Source organism: Klebsiella sp. KP20-425-1 (assembly GCF_025813515.1).
Classification (GTDB): Bacteria; Pseudomonadota; Gammaproteobacteria; order Enterobacterales; family Enterobacteriaceae; genus Klebsiella; species Klebsiella pneumoniae.
In genome coordinates this window covers 394,791-417,900 of sequence record NZ_CP109614.1, presented here as the reverse complement: position 1 = coordinate 417,900, position 23,110 = coordinate 394,791, and the positions used below count along the sequence as shown (strand labels likewise).

23 protein-coding genes are annotated in these 23,110 nt (G+C 57.6%); 9 read left to right on the top strand and 14 right to left on the bottom strand.

What is annotated here, in order from left to right; translation table 11 throughout:
* Window positions 1–84 precede the first annotated feature (84 nt).
* From OHJ17_RS01910 to OHJ17_RS01900, 3 genes are read left to right on the top strand one after another with little or no spacing between them, the layout of a single operon-like run.
* Window positions 85–1,044, top strand: a complete 960-nt coding sequence (locus tag OHJ17_RS01910) for a hydrolase (RefSeq protein ID WP_173016171.1) — start codon at window positions 85–87, stop codon at window positions 1,042–1,044.
* Window positions 1,041–1,259 (top strand): YheU family protein, encoded by a 219-nt coding sequence (locus OHJ17_RS01905; protein WP_002920151.1) that lies wholly within the window; start codon window positions 1,041–1,043, stop codon window positions 1,257–1,259. Before OHJ17_RS01910 ends, OHJ17_RS01905 begins: the two co-directional genes overlap by 4 nt.
* A gap of 36 nt (window positions 1,260–1,295) precedes the next feature.
* Window positions 1,296–2,165 carry a phosphoribulokinase gene (locus OHJ17_RS01900; protein WP_002920153.1) on the top strand — a complete coding sequence of 290 codons (870 nt, stop codon included), beginning with the start codon at window positions 1,296–1,298 and terminating at the stop codon, window positions 2,163–2,165.
* A 54-nt stretch (window positions 2,166–2,219) separates the two neighbouring features.
* On the opposite strand, the gene OHJ17_RS01895 is transcribed toward OHJ17_RS01900, so the two are convergent.
* Window positions 2,220–2,624 carry an OsmC family protein gene (locus tag OHJ17_RS01895; protein ID WP_002920158.1) on the bottom strand — a complete coding sequence of 135 codons (405 nt, stop codon included), beginning with the start codon at window positions 2,622–2,624 and terminating at the stop codon, window positions 2,220–2,222.
* Between the two features lie 306 nt (window positions 2,625–2,930).
* Between OHJ17_RS01895 and crp the strand changes: the two genes are divergently transcribed.
* Window positions 2,931–3,563 carry a cAMP-activated global transcriptional regulator CRP gene (gene crp / locus OHJ17_RS01890; protein WP_000242758.1) on the top strand — a complete coding sequence of 211 codons (633 nt, stop codon included), beginning with the start codon at window positions 2,931–2,933 and terminating at the stop codon, window positions 3,561–3,563.
* Between the two features lie 51 nt (window positions 3,564–3,614).
* Window positions 3,615–5,693 carry a YccS/YhfK family putative transporter gene (locus tag OHJ17_RS01885; protein WP_004213494.1) on the top strand — a complete coding sequence of 693 codons (2,079 nt, stop codon included), beginning with the start codon at window positions 3,615–3,617 and terminating at the stop codon, window positions 5,691–5,693.
* On the opposite strand, the gene argD is transcribed toward OHJ17_RS01885, so the two are convergent.
* From argD to ppiA, 5 genes are all read right to left on the bottom strand, one after another.
* The gene (gene argD / locus OHJ17_RS01880; protein WP_004174049.1) at window positions 5,683–6,903 is read right to left on the bottom strand and encodes a bifunctional acetylornithine/succinyldiaminopimelate transaminase; all 1,221 of its coding nucleotides are present in this window, start codon (window positions 6,901–6,903) and stop codon (window positions 5,683–5,685) included. The two genes, OHJ17_RS01885 and argD, sit on opposite strands and share 11 nt — an antisense overlap.
* Window positions 6,904–6,993: 90 nt before the next feature.
* Window positions 6,994–7,557: an aminodeoxychorismate synthase component 2 gene (gene pabA / locus OHJ17_RS01875; protein WP_002920229.1), complete on the bottom strand. Its 564-nt coding sequence runs from the start codon at window positions 7,555–7,557 to the stop codon at window positions 6,994–6,996.
* Between the two features lie 32 nt (window positions 7,558–7,589).
* Window positions 7,590–8,192 carry a putative adenosine monophosphate-protein transferase Fic gene (locus OHJ17_RS01870; protein ID WP_002920230.1) on the bottom strand — a complete coding sequence of 201 codons (603 nt, stop codon included), beginning with the start codon at window positions 8,190–8,192 and terminating at the stop codon, window positions 7,590–7,592.
* The gene (locus OHJ17_RS01865; RefSeq protein WP_002920231.1) at window positions 8,182–8,349 is read right to left on the bottom strand and encodes a YhfG family protein; all 168 of its coding nucleotides are present in this window, start codon (window positions 8,347–8,349) and stop codon (window positions 8,182–8,184) included. The genes OHJ17_RS01870 and OHJ17_RS01865 overlap by 11 nt, the downstream gene beginning before the upstream one ends.
* Before the next feature lie 106 nt (window positions 8,350–8,455).
* Complete coding sequence (gene ppiA, locus OHJ17_RS01860; protein WP_002920238.1) at window positions 8,456–9,025, bottom strand: peptidylprolyl isomerase A; 570 nt, start codon at window positions 9,023–9,025, stop codon at window positions 8,456–8,458.
* A 276-nt stretch (window positions 9,026–9,301) separates the two neighbouring features.
* Between ppiA and tsgA the strand changes: the two genes are divergently transcribed.
* Window positions 9,302–10,489, top strand: coding sequence for an MFS transporter TsgA (gene tsgA / locus OHJ17_RS01855; RefSeq protein WP_002920240.1), 1,188 nt, complete (start codon window positions 9,302–9,304; stop codon window positions 10,487–10,489).
* Here the strand turns inward: tsgA and OHJ17_RS01850 are convergent.
* Entirely contained in the window at window positions 10,486–11,808 is a 1,323-nt protein-coding gene (locus OHJ17_RS01850) for a cytosine deaminase (RefSeq protein WP_002920241.1), read from the bottom strand. The genes tsgA and OHJ17_RS01850 overlap by 4 nt on opposite strands.
* Before the next feature lie 238 nt (window positions 11,809–12,046).
* Here OHJ17_RS01850 and nirB point away from each other — a divergent pair, with 238 nt between their 5' ends.
* From nirB to cysG, 3 genes are all read left to right on the top strand, one after another.
* On the top strand, window positions 12,047–14,590 hold the full coding sequence (nirB, locus tag OHJ17_RS01845) for a nitrite reductase large subunit NirB (protein WP_004889472.1): 2,544 nt from the start codon (window positions 12,047–12,049) through the stop codon (window positions 14,588–14,590).
* Complete coding sequence (gene nirD, locus OHJ17_RS01840) at window positions 14,587–14,913, top strand: nitrite reductase small subunit NirD (RefSeq protein WP_032433629.1); 327 nt, start codon at window positions 14,587–14,589, stop codon at window positions 14,911–14,913. The genes nirB and nirD overlap by 4 nt, the downstream gene beginning before the upstream one ends.
* A gap of 153 nt (window positions 14,914–15,066) precedes the next feature.
* Window positions 15,067–16,440, top strand: coding sequence for a siroheme synthase CysG (cysG, locus tag OHJ17_RS01835; RefSeq protein WP_002920252.1), 1,374 nt, complete (start codon window positions 15,067–15,069; stop codon window positions 16,438–16,440).
* Between the two features lie 72 nt (window positions 16,441–16,512).
* Here cysG and trpS read toward each other — a convergent pair whose 3' ends face one another.
* From trpS to aroK, 7 genes are all read right to left on the bottom strand, one after another.
* Window positions 16,513–17,517, bottom strand: coding sequence for a tryptophan--tRNA ligase (gene trpS, locus OHJ17_RS01830; protein ID WP_002920253.1), 1,005 nt, complete (start codon window positions 17,515–17,517; stop codon window positions 16,513–16,515).
* Window positions 17,510–18,271: a phosphoglycolate phosphatase gene (gene gph, locus OHJ17_RS01825; RefSeq protein ID WP_004188345.1), complete on the bottom strand. Its 762-nt coding sequence runs from the start codon at window positions 18,269–18,271 to the stop codon at window positions 17,510–17,512. Before gph ends, trpS begins: the two co-directional genes overlap by 8 nt.
* A complete protein-coding gene (gene rpe, locus OHJ17_RS01820; protein ID WP_002920259.1) occupies window positions 18,264–18,941 on the bottom strand; it encodes a ribulose-phosphate 3-epimerase in 678 nt (225 codons plus the stop codon). Before rpe ends, gph begins: the two co-directional genes overlap by 8 nt.
* A gap of 17 nt (window positions 18,942–18,958) precedes the next feature.
* Window positions 18,959–19,786 carry an adenine-specific DNA-methyltransferase gene (dam, locus tag OHJ17_RS01815; protein WP_002920260.1) on the bottom strand — a complete coding sequence of 276 codons (828 nt, stop codon included), beginning with the start codon at window positions 19,784–19,786 and terminating at the stop codon, window positions 18,959–18,961.
* 78 nt (window positions 19,787–19,864) lie between these two features.
* A complete protein-coding gene (gene damX, locus OHJ17_RS01810; protein WP_002920262.1) occupies window positions 19,865–21,151 on the bottom strand; it encodes a cell division protein DamX in 1,287 nt (428 codons plus the stop codon).
* Window positions 21,152–21,235: 84 nt separating this feature from the next.
* On the bottom strand, window positions 21,236–22,330 hold the full coding sequence (gene aroB / locus OHJ17_RS01805; RefSeq protein WP_004188341.1) for a 3-dehydroquinate synthase: 1,095 nt from the start codon (window positions 22,328–22,330) through the stop codon (window positions 21,236–21,238).
* Window positions 22,331–22,385: 55 nt separating this feature from the next.
* Window positions 22,386–22,907, bottom strand: a complete 522-nt coding sequence (gene aroK / locus OHJ17_RS01800) for a shikimate kinase AroK (protein ID WP_002920267.1) — start codon at window positions 22,905–22,907, stop codon at window positions 22,386–22,388.
* Window positions 22,908–23,110: the final 203 nt, after the last annotated feature.

Sequence of the window (23,110 nt, the reverse complement as noted above, 5' to 3'; positions counted from 1 at the left end):
TTTATTAATTGTTCTGGTGCTATGGTTGAAATCATCCCCACAGACATGACGCCCCCCGAAAACGATTCGCGTGAGTTCCATCCGATGCGCGGCGTGGGCAATCGTCATCTGCAAACCATGCTGCCGCGGCTGATTCGCCGTAAATTGCGCTTTACCCCGCACTGGCAGCGCCTTGAGCTGCCGGACGGCGATTTTGTCGATCTGGCCTGGAGCGAAGACCCGCACCAGGCGCGCCATAAGCCGCGCCTCGTCGTTTTTCACGGCCTGGAAGGCAGTCTGCACAGCCCGTACGCCCATGGTCTGATCCACGCGGCGATGCAGCGCGGCTGGCTGGGCGTGGTGATGCATTTCCGCGGCTGCAGCGGCGAACCTAACCGCAATCACCGCATCTATCACTCCGGCGAAACGGAAGATGGCACCTGGTTTTTGCACTGGCTGAAGCGCGAGTTTGGTCCCGCGCCGACCGCGGCCGTCGGCTATTCGCTGGGCGGCAATATGCTGGGCTGCCTGCTGGCAGAAGAAGGCGACCGCTGCCCGCTGGATGCGGCGGTAATCGTCTCCGCGCCTTTCATGCTCGAAGCCTGCAGCTATCATATGGATAAGGGCTTCTCGCGGGTTTATCAGCGCTATCTGCTCAATCTGTTAAAAGCCAACGCTTCACGCAAGCTGAAAGCGTACCCGGGCTCGCTGCCCGTCGATTTACGCCAGCTCAAAGGGATGCGCCGCATCCGGGAATTTGACGATATGATCACCGCCAAAATCCATGGCTTCGCCGATGCGCTGGATTATTACCGGCAATGCAGCGCCATGCCGCGGCTCAGCGATATCACTAAGCCGACGCTCATCATTCACGCGAAAGACGATCCGTTTATGGATCACCACTCGATTCCGCCGCAGGAGCAACTGCCCGCGAACGTAGAGTATCAATTGACCGAGCAAGGCGGCCACGTTGGCTTTGTCAGCGGCACTCTGCGTAAACCGGAGATGTGGCTGGAAAGACGCATTCCTGACTGGTTAAACCGCTGGCTGGAGGTTCCCGTATGATTATTCCCTGGCAGGATCTGGATCCCGAAACGCTGGATAACCTGATTGAAAGCTTTGTGTTACGTGAAGGCACCGATTATGGTGAACATGAACGTTCACTTGCCGATAAAGTCGCCGATGTAAAACAGCAGCTGAAACGCGGAGAGGCGGTCCTTGTGTGGTCGGAACTGCATGAGACGGTCAATATTATGCCGCGCGCGCTGTTTAACGGCTAAGGCGACGCCACTACATCGTTTAACCAGGGAGTTGTTATGTCTGCCAAACATCCGGTGATCGCCGTCACGGGCTCCAGCGGCGCGGGCACTACCACCACCAGCCTTGCCTTTCGCAAAATCTTCGCGCAGCTAAACCTGCACGCCGCGGAGGTGGAAGGCGATAGCTTTCATCGCTACACCCGCCCGGAAATGGACATGGCGATCCGTAAGGCGCGGGATCAGGGTAAACATATCAGCTACTTTGGCCCGGAGGCGAACGACTTCGGCCTGCTGGAGCAGACCTTTGTCGACTATGGTCGCCACGGCAAAGGTCAGTCGCGGAAATATCTCCACACCTATGACGAAGCCGTGCCGTGGAATCAGGTGCCGGGGACCTTTACCCCCTGGCAGCCGCTGCCGGAGCCGACAGACGTGCTGTTCTATGAGGGGCTGCACGGCGGGGTTGTCACGCCGCAGCATGATGTCGCCAGCCATGTCGACCTGCTGGTCGGGGTGGTGCCTATCGTTAACCTCGAGTGGATCCAAAAGCTTATTCGCGACACCAGCGAACGCGGCCACTCCCGGGAGGCGGTGATGGACTCGGTCGTCCGCTCGATGGAAGATTACATCAACTTCATTACCCCGCAATTTTCCCGCACCCATATCAACTTTCAGCGCGTGCCGACGGTGGACACCTCCAACCCGTTTGCCGCCAAAGCGATCCCCTCGCTGGACGAGAGCTTTGTGGTGATCCATTTCCGCAATCTGCAGAATATCGATTTCCCCTGGCTGTTGGCGATGCTGCAGGGCTCGTTTATCTCGCACATGAACACCCTGGTGGTGCCGGGCGGTAAAATGGGGCTGGCGATGGAGCTTATCATGACGCCGCTGGTCGAGCGCCTGATGGAAGGCCGTAAGATAGGCTAACCAAAAAACCCCGGCCTGGCCGGGGTTGAGATTCGATACAACGGCAGGCGAAGACTACGCCTCGATCACTTCATAGGAGTGAGTGATGTTCACCGCTTTTTCCAGCATCAGCGCCACCGAGCAGTATTTCTCTGCCGACAGGTCCACCGCCCGGGAGACCGCGGCATCTTTCAGCGCCTTGCCGGTGACGATAAAATGCAGATTAATATGCGTGAACAGACGCGGAGCCTCTTCGCGACGCTCGGAGGTCAGCTTCACTTCGCAATTGGTCACGTCGTGACGACCTTTTTGCAGAATGGAGACCACATCGATCGCACTGCAACCGCCCGCCGCCATCAGCACCATCTCCATCGGGCTGGGAGCCTTATCCCCGGAGTTGCCATCCATCAGAATCTGGTGTCCCGATGCGGACTCCCCGATAAAGGTTAACCCTTCTACCCATTTCACACGCGCTTGCATAAAATTTAACTCCAGTATCGCAATATTCCTGTCAGATTACGCGCACATAACAATTCTCGCAACGGAAGGCGACCTGCGTCATGCTGAAGCGAGACACCAGGAGACATGCGGCGAAAGCTATGCTAAAACAGTCTGGATGCTACAGTAATACATTGATGTACTGCATGTATGCAGAGGAGTTCACATTACGGGCTGTCGAAAAATCATCAGCCAGCTTCCCAGGTATAGGGAAACAATACGATTGCATGCCCGGACGCCGTGTAGTGTCGGCGCCCGGAGATAGCTTATAACAGAGGATAACCGCGCATGGTGCTTGGCAAACCGCAAACAGACCCTACCCTTGAATGGTTCTTGTCTCATTGCCACATTCATAAGTACCCATCAAAGAGCACGCTGATCCACCAGGGTGAAAAAGCAGAAACGCTGTACTACATCGTTAAAGGCTCCGTGGCTGTACTCATCAAGGATGAAGAAGGTAAAGAGATGATCCTCTCCTACCTCAACCAGGGCGATTTCATCGGTGAATTAGGCCTGTTTGAAGAGGGTCAGGAGCGTAGCGCCTGGGTACGGGCGAAAACCGCATGTGAAGTGGCCGAAATCTCTTATAAGAAATTCCGTCAGCTGATCCAGGTGAACCCGGACATTCTGATGCGTCTCTCTTCGCAAATGGCTCGCCGTCTGCAGGTCACGTCTGAGAAAGTGGGCAACCTCGCCTTCCTCGACGTGACGGGCCGTATCGCCCAGACGCTGCTGAACCTGGCGAAGCAACCGGATGCCATGACCCACCCGGACGGTATGCAAATTAAAATTACCCGCCAGGAAATTGGTCAGATCGTCGGCTGCTCTCGTGAAACCGTTGGTCGTATTTTGAAAATGCTGGAAGATCAGAACCTGATTTCCGCGCACGGTAAAACCATCGTCGTCTACGGCACCCGTTAAGTTGCTAAGCGGCGTATTGCTCCCGCAGTACGCCGTTTTTGTTTTTCCCTCATGTGGCGCAGGCTGATTTACCACCCGGAAGTCAACTATGCACTGCGGCAAACGCTGGTGCTGTGTCTGCCCGTGGCCATCGGTCTTCTGCTCGGCCATCTCCAGCAGGGGCTGTTATTTTCCTTAGTCCCCGCCTGCTGCAACATTGCCGGTCTTGATACCCCGCATAAGCGCTTTTTCAAACGCCTGATTATCGGCGGCTGCCTGTTTGCCGGATGTAGTCTGGTGGTGCAGTTGCTGCTTGCCCAGGCGATACCCCTGCCGTTTATTCTCAGCGGCCTGGCGCTCTTGCTCGGCGTTACCGCGGAGATCAGTTCGCTGCACGCGCGGCTGCTGCCCGCGTCGCTGATCGCCGCCATCTTTACCCTGAGCCTGGCGGGCAATATGCCCATCTGGGAGCCGCTGCTGATCTACGCCTTCGGCACGCTGTGGTACGGCGTGTTTAACTGGTTCTGGTTCTGGCTGTGGCGCGAACAGCCGCTACGGGAGTCGCTTAGCCTGCTTTACCGGGAGCTGGCGGACTACTGTGAAGCCAAATACAGCCTGCTGACCCAGCATACCGATCCCTCGACCGCCCTGCCGCCGCTGCTCACCCGCCAGCAGAAAGTGGTCGATCTGATTACCCAGTGCTATCAGCAGATGCATATGCTGGCCGCTAACCAACGCAACGATCATAAGCGCCTGCTGCGGGCGTTTCAGATGGGGCTGGATCTACAGGAGCATATTTCGGTCAGCCTGCATCAGCCGGAAGAGGTGCAAAAGCTGGTGGAACGCAGCCATGCCGAAGCGGTGATCCGCTGGAACGCGCAGACCGTCGCCGCCCGCCTGCGCGTGCTGGCGGATGACATGCTCTATCATCGCTTTCCAAAGCGCTTTCAGATGGATAAACAGATCGAGGCTCTGGAAAAGATCGCCAGACAACATCCGGATAACCCGGTCGGCCACTTCTGCGCCTGGCACTTCAGCCGCATCGCCCGGGTGCTGCATACCCAGCGCCCGCTGTATGCCCGGGACCTGATGGCCGACAAAGAGCGTCGTTTACCGCTATTGCCCGCGCTAAAGAACTACCTGTCGCTAAAATCGCCCGCGCTGCGCAATGCCGCCCGCATCAGCGTGATGCTGAGCGTCGCCAGCCTGATGGGCAACGCCCTGCACTTGCCTAAGCCCTACTGGATCCTGATGACGGTGCTTTTCGTCACCCAGAACGGCTATGGCGCCACCCGGGTGCGTATTGTTCACCGGGCGGCGGGAACGCTCGCCGGCCTGACGATCGCCGGGCTGACCTTGCATTTTCACGTTCCGGAGAGCTACACCCTGAGCGGGATGCTGCTGATTACCCTGCTCAGCTATCTGATCATTCGCAAACACTATGGCTGGGCGATGGTTGGGTTTACGGTGACGGCGGTATATACCCTGCAGCTGCTGACGCTTAACGGCGAACAGTTTATTATCGCCCGGCTGATCGACACCCTTATCGGCTGCCTGATTGCCTTCGGCGGGATGGTCTGGCTGTGGCCGCAGTGGCAGAGCGGCCTGCTGAAAAAAAACGCCCACGATGCGCTGGAGGCCGACCAGCAGGCAATTCGCCTGATCCTCAGCGCCGATCCAAAAGCCCCCGCGCTGGCCTATCAACGCATGCGCGTCAACCAGGCGCACAACGCGCTCTACAACTCCCTGAATCAGGCGATGCAGGAACCCGGGTTTAATACCCACTATCTGGAAGATATGAAGCTGTGGGTGACGCACAGCCAGTTTATCGTCGAACACATCAACGCTATGACCACCCTGGCCCGGGAGCATACGATGCTGACCCCGGATCTTGCCCAGCGCTATCTCGAATCCTGTGAGATTGCGCTGCAGCGCTGCCAGCAGCGGCTGGACAGCGATGGTCCCGGCAGCGCAGGGGATGCCAATATTATGGAGTCGCCGGAAAGCGAGGTGCCGATCGGTCCGTTAAGCACCCTGGAGCAGCATCTGCAACGCATTCTGGGCCATCTGAACACCATGCACACCATTTCGTCAGTGGCGTGGCGTCAGCGGCCGCACCATGGCATCTGGCTGCGGAAGATCAACCGTTAATCACCTTTGCCACCGCCTGGGCAAAGCGCGCCATCCCTTCAGTAATATCCTGCTCGTCGATGATCAGCGAGGGAACAAAACGCATCACGTCCGGCCCGGCGTTGAGCACCATGACGCCGGCGTCGGCCGCGGCATAGAGGAAATCACGCGCGCGGCCTTTGTGCTGCGGCTTGAGTTCCGCGCCGATCAGCAGGCCCATCCCGCGTATATCACTGAACAGATCAAACTCGGCATCCAGCCGCTGCAGGTGTTTGACGAACAGTTCGCGCTTCGCGCTCACGCCATCCAGCACCGCCGGGGTATTGATCAGATCGAAGGCGGCGTTGGCGACCGCGCAGGCCAGCGGGTTGCCGCCGTAGGTTGAGCCATGGGAGCCCGCATGGAAGGCGCTGGCGATCTCGTGGGTGGTCAGCATGGCGCTGACCGGGAAGCCGCCGCCCAGCGCTTTGGCGCTGGTCAGAATATCCGGGGTCACGCCGTAGTGCATATAGGCGAACAGCGATCCGGTACGCCCCATACCACACTGTACTTCATCAAAGACGAGCAGCGCCTGGTGCTGATCGCACAGCTCGCGCAGTCCCTGCAGGAAAGCCGGCGTGGCCGCCGTCACGCCGCCTTCGCCCTGAATCGGCTCCACCACCACCGCGCAGGTGTGGTCATCCATCACCGCTTTTACCGCCTGCAGATCGTTGAAGGGAACATGGACAATATCCGCCGGTTTTGGGCCGAAACCATCGGAATACTTCGGCTGACCGCCGACGGAAACGGTAAACAGGGAGCGGCCATGAAAGGCATTATGGAAGGCGATGATTTTGGTTTTATACGGGCTATGGCGGGTCACCGCATAGTGACGCGCCAGCTTAAAGGCCGTTTCATTGGCTTCGGTGCCGGAGTTCATAAACACCACGCGCTCGGCGAAGGTAGCCTCGACAAGTTTACGTCCCAGACGCAGCGCCGGCTCATTGGTAAAGACGTTGCTGGTGTGCCACAGCGTTTCGCCCTGCTGATGCAGCGCCGCCACCAGCGCCGGATGGCAATGGCCAAGCGCCGTCACCGCGATACCGCCGGCGAAATCGATATACTCTTTCCCCTGCTGATCCCAGACGCGGCTGCCCTTCCCCTTCACCGGGATGAATTCTGCCGGTGCATAAATTGGCAAAATAACTTCATCGAATGTGGCGCGGGTGATTGCCGGTTGTTCAGTTGCCATGTCTTACCCATCCCTCTTCGTTACGCAGATGCGATTATGATAATCTAATCACAAAATATGCATAAAAAATCAGTCAATAGCAACTGAAAATCACCGTTTCAAAAAGTTGGCCAGCAATTGATGGCCCTGCTCGCTGAGGATGCTTTCCGGATGAAACTGCACGCCCTCGAGATCCCATTCGCGGTGACGGATCCCCATAATCTCACCGCTGGCGCTGCGGGCAGTGACGTTAAACTCGGACGGGAGCGTCGGCGGGTCAATCACCAGCGAGTGATAGCGGGTCACCGTCAGGGGATTATTCAGCCCCTGAAACACCCCTTCGCCGTTATGCTCGATAAGCGAGGTTTTGCCATGCATGACCTGGGCCGCCCGCACGATAGTCGCGCCAAACGCCTGGGCGATCGCCTGATGCCCGAGACAGACGCCCAGCAGCGGCGTTTTTCCGGCATAGTGGCGGATAACCGCGAGGGAAATCCCCGCCTCATCCGGCGTGCAGGGGCCTGGCGAGATCACGATTTTCTCCGGCGCCAGCGCCGCTATCTCCTCCAGCGTCAACGCATCGTTGCGCCTGACCAGTACTTCCGCCCCCAGTTCGCAGAAGTACTGATACAGATTCCAGGTGAAAGAGTCATAGTTATCGATAAGCAGGATCATAGCGGCTCCGGAACAATCAAAACCGGGCTATTCTACTCAGATTCCCGCGCTTCGCTTACCACTTTGCGAAAGATCGCCACCAGCGGGGCCAGATCGCCCATCGCGCTCTGCTGGCAGGCCGCACTCCAGCCGGCGGGGTCAACGTCACGCCAGTTAAGAAGGTAGCCGGCATGTATCGCCAGCTGTTCAAAGAAAATGCGCTGGGTCAGGCCATTGCCAAGACGAAAAGGGTGCAGCACATTAATTTCACCATAGAACCAGCTCAGGCGTTCGATGAAGGTATCGCGCGGCAGGCCACTGAGATAATCCTCCTGCTCAAGGGCCTGCATCAGGGCATTCCCCTCCTCCTCGATCCGGGCAAAGTGGCAGAACGGCGTATCGCCCAGGTAGAGGTTCACTTCACGCAAGCGGCCCGCCCAGTCAAACAGATCCTGATACAACTGATGATGAATAGCGCACAGATAGGGTAAGCCGCGCACCCGCGGGCCCAGCGGCAGAGTGGCCGCCCGCAGCGCTGTCATCTCAAAGGCGGCCTGCTGCAGATTTTTAGCCTGGCGGATGCCGAGACGGTTGCGCAGCACGTTCAGAGCCGGATAGAGGTAAGGATCGCGTTCATCGCCGAATTTATCGCTCATACTCCCTCCGCAACGTCGCCAGACGCGCCAGCGCCTCTTCGGCAGTCAGCGTAACCAGCGGCACCGTCACGCCTTCAAGGCGACGGCTGGCCTGAAAATTGGTATTGCGTGTCTGTTCCCAGAGTCGGGATTTTTGCTTATCGGTGAGTGGACGCATCGTCGCCCCCCTTATCGTCCCCTGTGTGCCACAAGTATAAGCAGCAATTTCAGGTTATGCCGGGAGGCGACCGGGCGCGGCGATAGACCACCGCGCCGCGGGAGGATTAGGGCAGCACTTTCGCAGAGAGGATAACGACCGGTTTGGTCGGCACATTCTGGTACGGACCAACGTTATGGGTCTGGACCTGGGAGATCTTATCCGCAACATCCATCCCCTTCACCACTTTGCCGAATACCGCATAGCCAAAGTCGCGCTGGCCATGGTCGAGGAAGGCGTTATCCGCCACGTTGATGAAGAACTGACTGGTGGCGCTATCCTGATCGGCGGTACGCGCCATCGCGATGGTGCCGCGGGTGTTGCGCAGGCCGTTGTCTGCTTCATTCTTGATCGGCGGGTTAGGCTGCTTCTGCTGCATCTGTTCGTTAAAGCCGCCGCCCTGCACCATGAATCCCGGGATCACGCGGTGAAAGGTGGTGTTGTTGTAGAAGCCGCTGTTGACGTACTTCAGGAAGTTATCCACGGAAATCGGGGCTTTCTGGCTGTTTAACTCAAGCTCAATGTTACCTGCCGAAGTGGTCAGCAGCACATGCGGATCGCCCTTTGCCGCCATGGCCGGGGAGAACGCTGAAATAGCGAAAACGGCAGCCATCGCCGCCAGTGTTGATTTGAGCATGGAAATTCCTTAACGGAGCAGAATAAAAGCGAGTGCCTTGATTCTAAAGAGCCTTTGCATCCTGGGCCAGCCTTTTACCAAATTTTACTTAGCTGTAATAATTGTAACCGCGCAAACGATCTCCTTTGCAGCGAACAAGCGTGATGCAGATCACATTAAAACATGCAAAAGATAACCCATTTCACAATAAACATTTAATTACATCACCTGAACGAATAAAATCTGTCCGCCCGGCGCAGCGTCAACGCGCTTTACCTTTCTATTCACAGGCCAGTCATGACTAACAGCAACCGTATTAAGCTCACATGGATCAGCTTCTTCTCCTACGCCCTGACCGGCGCGTTGGTGATCGTCACCGGGATGGTGATGGGTAACATTGCGGATTATTTCCATCTGCCCGTTTCCAGTATGAGCAACACCTTTACCTTTCTGAACGCCGGTATTCTTATCTCCATCTTCCTCAATGCCTGGCTGATGGAAATCGTGCCGCTGAAAACTCAGCTGCGCTTTGGCTTTATTTTGATGGTGCTGGCGGTGGCCGGCCTGATGCTCAGCCACAGCCTGGCGCTGTTCTCCGCGTCAATGTTCGTTCTTGGCCTGGTGAGCGGGATCACCATGTCGATCGGGACCTTCCTGATCACCCATATGTATGAAGGCCGTCAGCGCGGGGCGCGTCTGCTGTTTACCGACTCCTTCTTTAGCATGGCGGGCATGATTTTCCCGATGGTCGCCGCCGTCCTGCTGGCGCGCAGCATCGAGTGGTACTGGGTCTACGCCTGTATTGGTCTGGTGTATGTCGCTATTTTCGTCCTGACTTTCGGCTGTGATTTCCCGGTGCTGGGCAAAAAAGCCCAGAGCGAAAACAGCCAGCCGGTGGTGAAAGAGAAGTGGGGCATCGGCGTACTGTTCCTCTCCGTTGCGGCGCTGTGCTACATCCTCGGTCAGCTGGGCTTTATCTCCTGGGTACCGGAATATGCGAAGAGCCTGGGCATGAGCCTCGGCGACGCCGGTAAACTGGTGAGCGATTTCTGGATGTCCTACATGATCGGCATGTGGTCATTCAGCTTCATCCTGCGCTTCTTCGACCTGCAGCGTATCTTAACCGTCCTCGCCGGGCTCGCGACGGTGCTGATGTACCTGTTTATCAATGGTTCGCCGGAGCATATGCCGTGGTTTATTCTGACCCTGGGCTTCTTCTCCAGCGCCATTTACACCTCGATCATTACGCTCGGTTCGCAGCAGACGCGGGTCGCTTCGCCGAAGCTGGTGAACTTTATCCTCACCTGCGGCACCATCGGCACCATGCTCACTTTCGTGGTCACCGGCCCGATTGTGGCGGCCAGCGGTCCCCTGGCCGCGCTGCACACCGCTAACGGCCTCTATGCCGTGGTATTCGTAATGTGCTTTATCCTCGGCTTCGTCTCCCGTCATCGCCAGAACAACGCTCAGGCGGCGTCTCACTAAGCCTTCGGCCCCTTTGCATCCGCAAGGGGGCTGTTCCTCATAAAAGAAAGCTCCTCGCCACCGCGGTCAGTTTGGATCCAGCTTTGCGCCGGCTGGGTGGTCGCGATCACCCTTCCCTGGCGAATTGACCAGCGCACCGGCACCTGGCAGCGGACGGCCTCAAAGCCATTCTCCGCCGGGAGAATGATCAGGTTAGCCGGGTTGCCGCTGACAATGCCGTAATCCTCGAGGCCAAACGTGCGGGCGCTGTTGTCGGTGATAAGCTGCAGGCCGTCGTTGATCTGCTGGTAGCCCATCAGCTGGCAAACATGGAGCCCCATATGCAGGACCTGCAGCATATTGCCGGTCCCCAGCGGGTACCACGGGTCAAAGACGTCATCATGACCAAAGCAAACGTTGATCCCCGCCGCCAACAGCTCCTTCACCCGGGTAATGCCCCGTCGCTTCGGGTAGTCGTCAAACCGGCCCTGCAGATGAATATTCACCAGCGGATTGGCGACAAAGTTGATGCCGGAGAGCTTAAGCAAGCGGAACAGACGCGAGGTATAAGCGCCATTATAGGAGTGCATAGCGGTGGTATGGCTGGCCGTTACCCGCGGCCCTATCCCCGCTTTCAGCGCCAGCGCGGCAACGGTTTCAACAAAGCGCGACTGCTCATCGTCAATTTCATCGCAGTGAATATCCAGTGGGCGGTCATATTGCTGCGCCAGACGGAAGGCGATATGCAGCGATTCCACACCATATTCACGGGTGAACTCAAAATGCGGGATCGCCCCGACGACGTCCGCCCCCAGCTTGAGGGCCTCCTCCAGCAGCGCCTCGCCGTTGGGGTAAGAGAGGATCCCCTCCTGTGGGAAAGCGACAATCTGTAACTCGACCCATGGCGCCACCTCCTGTTTGACCTCCAGCATCGCCTTCAGCGCCGTTAACGTGGGATCGGAAACATCGACATGAGTGCGGACAAACTGCACGCCATTGGCGATCTGCCACTTCAGGGTTTTCCACGCCCGGGCTTTGACGTCCTCATGGCTGAGCAGCGCTTTCCGCTCCGCCCAGCGCTCAATCCCCTCGAACAGAGTACCGGACTGATTCCAGTTCGGCTCGCCGGCCGTCTGGGTGGTATCCAGATGGATATGCGGCTCGATAAAAGGCGGGATCGCTAGCCCGCCGCGAGCGTTCAATACCTCGTAGCTTTCATCGTGCGCCTCCCCCATCGGCGTGATCTCGCCAAAGCGGCCCTTATCAATGGCTATTTGCCACAGGCCGTCGCGGTCTGCCAGGCGTACGTTCTGAATCAACCAAAGCGGCGCTGCTGTCATATCACCCTCTCTATTCAATACGGCTTGTTTTCTGTCTAACCCCAATCGCGGCTTACCCAATTCTTGTACACAAAATCAGCAAAAAGGAAAAGTCAGCGTTTTCCATGACTTATAAAAATACTGACAAATCAAACGCATACCCATTAAGTGGTAGGTGAAGTTGTCATTGATTTGCATCAATAAGCCTGATGGCTGAATCGTTAAGGTAGGCGGTAATAGAAAAGAAATCGAGGCAAAAATGAGCAAAGTCAGAATCGCTATTATCGGTAACGGCATGGTTGGCCATCGCTTTATCGAAGAGCTTCTCGATAAGGCGCCTGCCGGACAGTTCGACATTACCGTGTTCTGTGAAGAACCGCGTATCGCCTACGACCGCGTCCACCTGTCGTCTTATTTCTCCCATCACACTGCGGAAGAACTGTCGCTGGTACGCGAAGGTTTCTATGAGAAACACGGCGTCAAGGTGCTGGTCGGCGAACGGGCGATCACCATCAACCGCCAGGAGAAAGTGATCCACTCCAGCGCCGGGCGTACCGTGTTCTACGACAAGCTGATTATGGCGACCGGCTCATACCCGTGGATCCCGCCGATTAAAGGCGCGGAAACCCAGGATTGCTTCGTCTATCGCACTATTGAAGATCTTAACGCCATCGAATCCTGCGCCCGCCGTAGCAAACGCGGCGCGGTAGTCGGCGGCGGCCTGCTCGGCCTGGAAGCGGCCGGCGCGTTGAAAAACCTCGGCGTGGAAACCCATGTTATCGAATTCGCGCCGATGCTGATGGCCGAACAGCTCGACCAGATGGGCGGCGAGCAGTTGCGGCGCAAAATCGAAAGCATGGGCGTGAAAGTTCACACCAGCAAAAACACCAAAGAGATTGTTCAGCAGGGCACCGAGGCGCGCAAAACCATGCACTTCGCCGACGGTAGCGAGCTGCAGGTCGATTTCATCGTCTTCTCAACCGGGATCCGCCCGCGCGATAAGCTGGCCACCCAGTGCGGGCTGGCGGTCGCCCAGCGCGGCGGCATCATGGTCAACGATAGCTGCCAGACCTCCGATCCGGATATCTATGCCATCGGGGAATGCGCCAGCTGGAACAACCGCGTCTACGGTCTGGTCGCCCCCGGCTATAAAATGGCCCAGGTGGCCGTCGACCATCTCCTCGGCAGTGAAAATAGCTTCACCGGCGCCGACCTCAGCGCCAAGCTGAAGCTGTTGGGTGTGGACGTGGGCGGGATCGGCGATGCCCACGGCCGCACGCCGGGCGCCCGTAGCTACGTCTATCTCGACGAAAGCAAAGAAGTTTATAAGCGCCTGATCGTCAGCGCCGACAACAAAACGCTGCTCGGCGCGGTGCTGGTCGGCGATACCAGCGACTACGGCAATCTGCTGCAGCTGGTGCTCAACGCCATCGAGCTGCCGGAAAACCCGGATTCGCTGATCCTCCCGGCCCACGCCGGCAGCGGCAAGCCGTCCATCGGCGTCGATAAACTGCCGGACAGCGCGCAGATCTGCTCCTGCTTTGACGTCAGCAAAGGCGACCTGATCGCCGCTATCAACAAAGGCTGCCACACCGTGGCGGCGCTGAAAGCGGAAACCAAAGCCGGGACCGGCTGCGGGGGCTGTATTCCGCTGGTCACTCAGGTGCTCAACGCCGAGCTGGCGAAACAGGGCATCGAGGTCAACAACAATCTGTGCGAACACTTCGCCTACTCTCGCCAGGAACTGTTCCACCTGATCCGCGTGGAAGGCATCAAAACCTTCGACGAGCTGCTGGAAAAACACGGTCAGGGCTACGGCTGTGAAGTCTGTAAGCCGACCGTCGGTTCCCTGCTGGCCTCCTGCTGGAATGAGTACATCCTCAAGCCGCAGCACACGCCGCTGCAGGACAGCAACGACAACTTCCTCGCCAACATTCAGAAAGATGGTACCTATTCGGTGATCCCGCGCTCAGCTGGCGGCGAAATCACGCCGGAAGGGCTGGTCGCCGTGGGCCGCATCGCGCGTGAATTCAATCTGTACACCAAAATCACCGGCTCTCAGCGCATCGGCCTGTTTGGCGCGCAGAAAGACGACCTGCCGGAGATCTGGCGGCAGCTAATTGAAGCGGGATTCGAAACCGGCCACGCCTACGCCAAAGCGTTGCGAATGGCGAAAACCTGCGTCGGCAGCACCTGGTGCCGCTACGGCGTTGGCGACAGCGTCGGCTTCGGCGTGGAACTGGAAAACCGCTACAAAGGCATCCGCACCCCGCACAAAATGAAGTTCGGCGTCTCCGGCTGTACCCGTGAATGCGCGGAAGCGCAGGGTAAAGACGTTGGGATCATCGCCACCGAGAAAGGCTGGAACCTGTACGTGTGCGGTAATGGCGGGATGAAACCGCGCCACGCCGATCTACTGGCCGCGGACCTCGATCGCGAGACGCTCATCAAATATCTCGACCGCTTTATGATGTTCTACATCCGCACCGCCGATAAGCTGACCCGCACTGCCCCGTGGCTGGACAATATGGAAGGCGGTATCGACTATCTGCGCAGCGTCATCATCGATGACAAGCTCGGTCTGAACGACCATCTGGAAGAAGAGCTGGCTCGCCTGCGCGCCGCCTTCGCCTGCGAGTGGACCGAGACCGTCAACAACCCGGCGGCGCAGACCCGCTTCAAACACTTTATCAACAGCGACCAGCGCGACCCGAACGTTCAGGTGGTGCCGGAACGTGACCAGCACCGCCCGGCCACGCCGTATGAGCGTATCCCGGTTACTCTGGTGGAGGAAAAAGCATGAGCCAGTGGGTAAATATCTGCAGCATCGACGACATCCTGCCGGCCACCGGCGTCTGCGCCCTGCTCGGTCAGCAGCAGGTGGCGATCTTCCGTCCCTACCATGACGACAGAGTATTCGCCATCAGCAACATTGATCCGTTCTTCAACGCCAGCGTACTGTCTCGCGGGATTATCGCCGAGCATGGCGGCGCGCTATGGGTCGCCAGCCCGCTGAAAAAACAGCGCTTCCGCCTGAGCGACGGCCTGTGCATGGAAGATGCCAGCCACTCTATCGCCCGCTTCGACGCCCGCGTGAAAGACGGACACGTTCAGCTTAAAGCGTAAGTCCTTCTCCCTCCCCCCGGCCACGGGGGGAGATATAAGTAACAGTTCTGACCGACAGCGCATGAGTGCGGGATATGTCGCATGTTTTGTATTACCTTTGCTGCTATTCTACGACCACTCGTTTTCTACCCCTTATTTTTATGAGGTTATTCTGTGGATCACTTACCCATATTCTGCCAGTTGCGCCAGCGCGATTGTTTACTGGTTGGCGGCGGGGATGTCGCCGAACGCAAAGCCCGTCTGCTGCTGGATGCTGGCGCTAACGTCACGGTCAATGCGCTCGACTTCACGCCCCAGTTTCAGGTGTGGGCTGATTCACAGATGCTAACTCTGGTGCAGGGGGAGTTTATCCCCTCGCTGCTGGATAACTGCTGGCTGGCCATCGCCGCTACTGATGATGAGACGGTCAACCAGCAGGTTAGCGAGGCGGCCGAAGCGCGGCGTATCTTCTGTAACGTGGTGGATGCCCCGCGCCAGGCCAGCTTTATCATGCCGTCGATAATCGATCGCTCGCCGCTGATGGTCGCCGTCTCCTCGGGCGGGACATCACCGGTTCTGGCGCGCCTGCTGCGCGAGAAACTGGAGTCAATTCTGCCCCTGCATCTCGGCCAGCTGGCCCGCTATGCCGGCCATCTGCGCGCGCGGGTTAAGCAGCAGTTTGCCACCGTAGGCGAGCGTCGCCGCTTCTGGGAGAAGCTGTTTGTTAACGACCGTCTGGCGCAGTCGCTGGCTAATGACGATCGGCAGGCAGTCGCGGATACCACTGAGCAGTTGCTGACGGAGCCGTTGGAGCATCGCGGCGAGGTGGTGCTGGTTGGCGCCGGCCCCGGTGACGCCGGGCTGCTCACGCTCAAAGGCCTGCAGCAGATCCAGCAGGCTGACGTGGTGGTCTATGATCGGCTGGTCTCCGATGACATCATGAATCTGGTGCGCCGCGATGCCGATCGGGTGTTCGTCGGCAAGCGCTCAGGCTACCACTGCGTCCCGCAGGAGGAGATCAACCAGATCCTGCTGCGCGAAGCGCAAAAAGGAAGACGCGTGGTCCGGCTGAAAGGCGGCGATCCCTTTATCTTTGGCCGCGGAGGGGAAGAGCTGGAGACGCTTTGCGAGGCGGGCATCCCCTTCTCCGTTGTGCCTGGCATTACCGCCGCCTCCGGCTGCTCCGCTTATTCGGGGATCCCGTTAACACATCGCGATTTCGCCCAGGGCGTCCGCCTGGTCACTGGCCACCTGAAAACCGGCGGCGAGCTGGACTGGGCGAACCTGGCGGTGGAGAAGCAAACCCTGGTGTTCTACATGGGTCTGAACCAGGCGCCGGCGATCCGCGAGAAGCTTATCGCTCACGGCATGGCTGAAGATATGCCCGCCGCCATCGTCGAGAACGGCACCGCTGTGACGCAAAAAGTGGTCAGCGGCACCTTAGGACAACTGGATATTCTGGCGCAGCAGATGGCCAGCCCGGCGCTGATCATCGTCGGCCGCGTGGTCGGTCTGCGGGATAAACTGAACTGGTTTTCGAACCATTAACCTTGCCTCCCATAAAGCGACAGGCATAAAAAAGGGCGGGATAGCATCCCGCCCTTTTAGCTGTTGCGTCGCTTACGGCTTGGCGACAAAGCCAATCGCTTCGTATACCGCTTTCAGGGTTTGAGAAGCCCGCGCGCTGGCCTTTTCCGCGCCGTCTTTCATCACCTGATTGAGAAACGCTTCGTCGTTACGGAAACGGTGATAGCGCTCCTGCAGGTCAATCAGCATGCCCGATACCGCTTCGGCGACTTCGCCTTTCAGGTGGCCATACATTTTGCCTTCAAAATGCTGTTCCAGCTCAGGAATAGTTTTCCCGGTAACCGCGGAGAGGATATCCAGCAGGTTGGAGACGCCCGCTTTCTCTTTCAGATCGTAACGCACTACCGGCGGCTCGTCGGAGTCGGTGACCGCACGTTTAATCTTCTTGACCACCGATTTCGGATCTTCCAGCAGGCCGATGACGTTGTTGCGGTTGTCGTCGGACTTGGACATCTTTTTCGTCGGCTCCAGCAGCGACATCACGCGCGCGCCGGATTTAGGGATAAACGGCTCAGGCACTTTAAAAATATCGCCGTAGATGGCGTTAAAACGCTGGGCGATATCGCGGCTTAGCTCAAGGTGCTGTTTCTGATCTTCGCCCACCGGAACCTGGTTGGTCTGGTACAGCAGAATGTCAGCGGCCATCAGTACCGGATAATCAAACAGACCGGCGTTGATGTTCTCCGCGTAGCGCGCTGACTTGTCTTTAAACTGAGTCATGCGGCTCAGTTCGCCGAAATAGGTGTAGCAGTTCAGCGCCCAGCCTAACTGGGCATGTTCCGGCACGTGCGACTGCACGAAGATAGTGCTTTTCTGCGGGTCGATGCCGCAGGCCAGATACAGCGCCAGGGTGTCCAGCGTCGCCTTGCGCAGCTGCTGCGGATCCTGGCGCACGGTGATGGCGTGCTGGTCCACGATGCAATAGATGCAGTGGTAATCGTCCTGCATGTTTACCCACTGACGCAGCGCACCCATATAGTTGCCAATGGTCAGTTCACCTGAGGGCTGTGCGCCACTAAAAACGATGGGCTTAGTCATGTTTCAATTCCTGAGTTTCACTGTGCGGTAACCCGAGAGCGGGTAAGAGTTCGTTAAACTGGTCGAAGAGATAGTCCGGCTCGCTCAGCGCAAGCGGTTCACCATAGTTATAACCGTAGGTCAGACCAACAGAGCAGCAGCCTGCCGCTTTGGCCGCCTGAATATCATTGCGCGAATCGCCGACAAACAGCAGCTCGGCTGGAGCCAGAGAGAGCTTTTCCGCCACCAGCAGCAGCGGTTCCGGATGCGGCTTTTTATTCTGCACGTCATCGCCGCCAATCACCACGGTAAAATATTTCGCAATATCGAGCGCGTCCAACAGCGGGGCGACAAACGGCGTCGGCTTATTGGTAACCAGCGCCAGCGGCAGGCCTTTGGCATGCAGCGCGCCGAGCGTATCGGCCACCGCCGGGAACAGGAAACTGCCCTCTTCCGCCGCTTCGGCGTAATAGCGGTCAAACAGTTTACGCAAAATGCGCAGCTGCTCGTCTTGCGGAATATCATGATCGTCGACGGAAGGCTTGCCCATCGCCGCACGTAACGTTGCTCGCTCCTGACGAGCCCAGGTCAGCGCCCGCTCCATCAGGACATCGGCGCCGTTACCGATCCAGGTGATAACGCGTTCTTCTCCCGCCACCGGCAGCTCCAGGGCGTACAGAGCGTTATCAACCGCCGAGGTTAGACCCGGCGCGCTGTCCACCAGCGTGCCGTCGAGATCAAATGCGATGCCGCGGATCGCCTGTAATTTATCCATGACTCACCTTCGCTAATTCACTACGCATTTGATCAATGACTTGCTTGTAGTCCGGCTGACCGAAGATCGCCGAACCGGCAACAAACATATCCGCACCCGCCGCGGCGATTTCGCCGATATTGCTGGCTTTCACGCCGCCATCCACTTCCAGGCGGATGTCGTAGCCGGACGCATCGATGCGCTGGCGCACTTCACGCAGTTTATCCAGCGTCTGGGGAATAAAGGACTGGCCGCCAAAGCCCGGGTTAACCGACATCAGCAGGATCACGTCCAGCTTATCCATCACGTAATCGAGGTAGCTCAGCGGCGTCGCCGGGTTAAACACCAGGCCCGCTTTACAGCCGTGCTCTTTGATAAGCTGCAGGCTGCGATCGACGTGTTCGGAGGCTTCCGGATGGAAGGTGATAATGCTGGCGCCGGCTTCGGCAAAATCAGGAATGATGCGGTCGACCGGCTTCACCATCAGGTGAACGTCGATTGGCGCGGTAATACCGTAATTACGCAGTGACTTCAGCACCATCGGGCCAATCGTCAGGTTTGGCACGTAGTGGTTGTCCATAACGTCGAAGTGCACGACATCCGCACCCGCCGCCAGCGCCTTCGCGGTATCCTCACCCAGACGGGCAAAATCAGCCGACAGAATCGAAGGGGCAATCAAATACTGCTTCATCCGCATCTCCTTGAAATTTATTTGGTCTTAGGCGGACGGTAGAGCGCTAATAGCTCGTCCACCTTTTTACGCGTACCACCGTTGCTGCTGATGCTGCGCCGCACCTTCACAATATGCGTTTCTGCCGCGTTTTTATACCATTCCTGCGTCAGCGGCGTGCGGTGGTTGGAAATCAGCACCGGGATGCGCTTTTTCATCAGCGATTCCGCCTTTTGCGCCAGCAGTACCTGTTGTTCCAGGTTGAAACTGTTGGTGTGGTAGGCGGTAAAGTTCGCCGTCGCCGTTAGCGGCGCATAGGGCGGATCGCAATACACCACTGTGCGGCTATCCGCACGTTGCATGCACTCTTCGTAAGATTCGCAGTAAAACTCGGCGTTTTGCGCCTTCTCGGCGAAATGATAGAGCTCAGCTTCGGGGAAATAGGGCTTTTTATAACGGCCAAACGGCACATTGAACTCGCCGCGCAGATTGTAGCGGCACAGGCCATTGTAGCCGTGACGGTTCAAATACAGGAACAGCACCGCGCGACGCAGCGGATCCTGGCTTTGGTTAAATTCATCACGATACAGGTAATAGCGCTCAGCGACGTTATTTTCCGGGGTAAACATCTCACGGGCGGCGGCGACGTATTCGTCGGTGCGCAGTTTGACGATGTTGTACAGGCCGATTAAGTCACTGTTGATATCCGCGAGGATATAACGAGAAAAGTCGGTATTAAGAAATACCGACCCGGCGCCCACAAAGGGCTCGATCAAGCACTCGCCTTCCGGCAAATGCTTTTTAATATCGTCAAGCAGGGGGAACTTTCCCCCTGCCCACTTCAGAAAAGCGCGATTCTTTTTCATGCTGCCTAACTAATTACACGTTCTCCGGCTGTGGAGAAAGCTCCGACAGCATCCTGCGCTTAAGACTACCCCACGGCATTATTTCAGGTCAGCCTGAACCTGATGCAGCGGTTTTGCCCATGGATTTTTCGCCTGCACGTCCGCCGGCAGCGAGGTGACAGCACGTTTCGCTTCATCTTTCGATGCATAGATACCGCTCACCAGCACGTACCATGGTTGGCCGTTACGCGACGTTTCATAGACAACATATTTATCCAGCTTCTCTTTCTTCGCCCAGTTGTTGAGGTTGTCGTAGTTAGAGGAGCTGCTGAGCTGCAGAGTATAGTGACCCGACGGCGCAGTTTTCATTGAGCTGACGTCACCTGCCGTCTTCCCGCTCTTCGCTGCCGGCGCTGCCGCAGCTGCCGTTGCCGCTGGCGCTGCGGTCGTCGTGGTCGGTTTGCTCTGAGCGGTGGCCACCGGTTTGCTTTCGCTGACGGACGTTTTCGCCGGAGCGGTGGTCGCCGTGCTTTCAACATGCTTCGGCTGGACCGGCTTCGATTCTACCGGCGTTTTCGCCACGGCCTGTGGCTTCGACTGCGGCTTCGCTTCGATAACGGTATGCTTACGTTCAGCCGGACGCGGGGTCGCTGCTGTCTGACGCTCGGTCGCCTGGCGCGGCGCCGCGGTGCCATTGGCGCCATTCCGGATTGGCGCGACGGTAGCCGGTTCAGTCGGCAGCGTCGAGTTAGCCACGGCGCCGTCCAGTTGGCCCTGCTGCTGGGTCAACGCATTGTTCAGATCGCCCTGAACTTCGATACGCTGCTGGCCCTGCGGCGCAGCCGCTGCCTGGCCCTGCGTCGGGTTCGCGGCAATAGGCGGTACCGTTACGTCCTGCTGTGAGGTGCTGTTAGCGGCGGCAGTCTGGTCCTGGCCCGCAGCAGGCATGCTGGCGGACTGGTCGTCAGACAGATTAATGCTCTTCTCGCCGGAAGCGGTCTGCTGGCTGGAAGATGATGGCGATTTCAGTGCGGAACCGATACCCACGATCAACAGCAGCAGCACCAGAATCCCCACACCCATCATGATGTACTGGCGGGAGGCCGGTTTGGCCGGCGCTTTTTTACGCTTGCGCGGACGACGCTCTACAGGCTGCTCTTCGAGCATCTCCTCGTCTTGCGCATCCAGTTCTTCTTCGAACTCTTCCTCTTCACGCTCGCGACGGGCCTTACCAGCGCGCGTCGGACGGCCTTCATCGGCATCAAGATCAACATCGTCAAAATTGATCTGCGGATCGGCATCACGCTCGGAAGACTGACGGGAACGACCAGCACGACGATCGTTGCGATCGGCTTTCATATCGTCTTCTGGTTTGAAATCATCCATTTAACACCCCACTAAAAGGCTTATGCTCACGATTATTGCACATCACCCGAAATGATAACGCCGCGCGAACGCGGCCAGACCTTCTTATTGTTGCGCCTGCTGAGTATCAGCAATCGCGCCAAGAACCACATCGTGCGGCACTCCGCCGCGCAGCTCGCTGCTTCCTATTGCGAGCGGGAGCACCAGCCGCATTTCGCCAGCCAGTACCTTTTTATCGCGCATCATATGGGGCAAATACGCCTGCGCACTCATTTCCTGCGGGCCGCGTACCGGTAAGCCTGCACGCTTGAGCAGCTCGATAATGCGCTGAGTATCCTGCGCGCGGAACTGCCCCAGCCGTTCGGACGTGCGTGCCGCCATCACCATACCTGCCGCCACCGCTTCGCCATGCAGCCAGTTACCGTAGCCCATTTCCGCTTCGATAGCATGGCCGAAGGTATGTCCAAGATTGAGTAAAGCACGTAACCCGGTTTCACGCTCGTCGGCAGCCACAACCTCCGCTTTCAGTTCACAGCAGCGGCGAATGCAGTACGCCATGGCGGTATCGTCCAGCGCCAGCAGCGCATCAATGTTGTTTTCCAGCCAGCTGAAGAATTCACCATCCAGGATCACCCCGTACTTGATGACCTCAGCCAGTCCGGAAGCGAGCTCGCGCTTCGGCAGAGTTTTCAGACAGTTAAGATCAACTACCACGGAAACCGGCTGCCAGAAGGCGCCAATCATGTTTTTGCCGAGAGGGTGGTTCACTGCGGTTTTGCCGCCGACCGACGAGTCGACCTGCGACAACAGGGTGGTAGGGACCTGGATGAAACGCACGCCGCGCTGATAGCTTGCCGCGGCGAAACCGGTTAAATCACCGATCACCCCCCCGCCAAGCGCCACCAGAGTGGTGTCGCGGCCATGTGGTTTTTGCAACAGCGCAGTAAACACGGTATCCATCACCGCCAGGCTTTTGTATTGCTCGCCGTCTGGCAGAATGACGCTGTCAACGTTGACCCCTGACTGCTTCAGCGCAGAGCGGACGGTATCCAGATAAAGCGGCGCCAGCGTTTCGTTGGTGACCAGCATAGCCTGGTCGCCCGACTTGAGTGGCAGGAAGGAAGCTGGATCGTTAAACAAACCAGCCGCGATGGTAATCGGGTAACTACGTTCCCCGAGGGTAACAGTAAGCCTCTCCATAACGCGACATCCACCTCAATGACTATTACTCTGACGCACTTTTATTAAGCCAGAATCAGTTGCTTTCCAGCATATGAATAATCTGGTTCGCGACGACTTTCGCACTCTGATCGTCTGTGCGGATAGTCACATCGGCGATCTCTTCATACAGCGGGTTACGCTCGTCAGCCAGCGCTTCCAGCACTTCACGAGGCGGCGCATCGACTTGTAGCAAAGGACGCTTTTTATCGCGCTGCGTACGGGCCAACTGCTTCTCGATCGTAGTTTCCAGGTAGACCACCACGCCGCGGGCGGAGAGACGGTTACGCGTTTCACGGGATTTTACAGAGCCGCCGCCAGTCGCCAGCACAATCCCCTGTTTTTCCGTCAACTCATTGATAATTTTCTCTTCACGGTCACGGAAGCCTTCTTCGCCTTCAACATCGAAGACCCAGCCCACATCAGCGCCAGTGCGTTTCTCAATCTCTTGATCAGAATCGTAAAATTCCATGTTGAGCTGTTGGGCTAACTGGCGCCCAATAGTGCTTTTGCCGGCACCCATAGGCCCAACCAGAAAGATATTGCGTTTCTCTGCCATTTTTTCGGTACTACTAAGACTATTCGTTAATGATAAACCCGCTTCGCAGACACCCAGCGCCGCAGGGCATGAACTGAAACCTCATATGCAATAGAGCGAGAGTCAGACTAAAAATTATCTCAATACTCCGGCTGGTTTGGCAACTGAATAAAATCGCCGGACAATAAAGGGAGGATTGATGTCGTACCCGACTCTCAAATCGG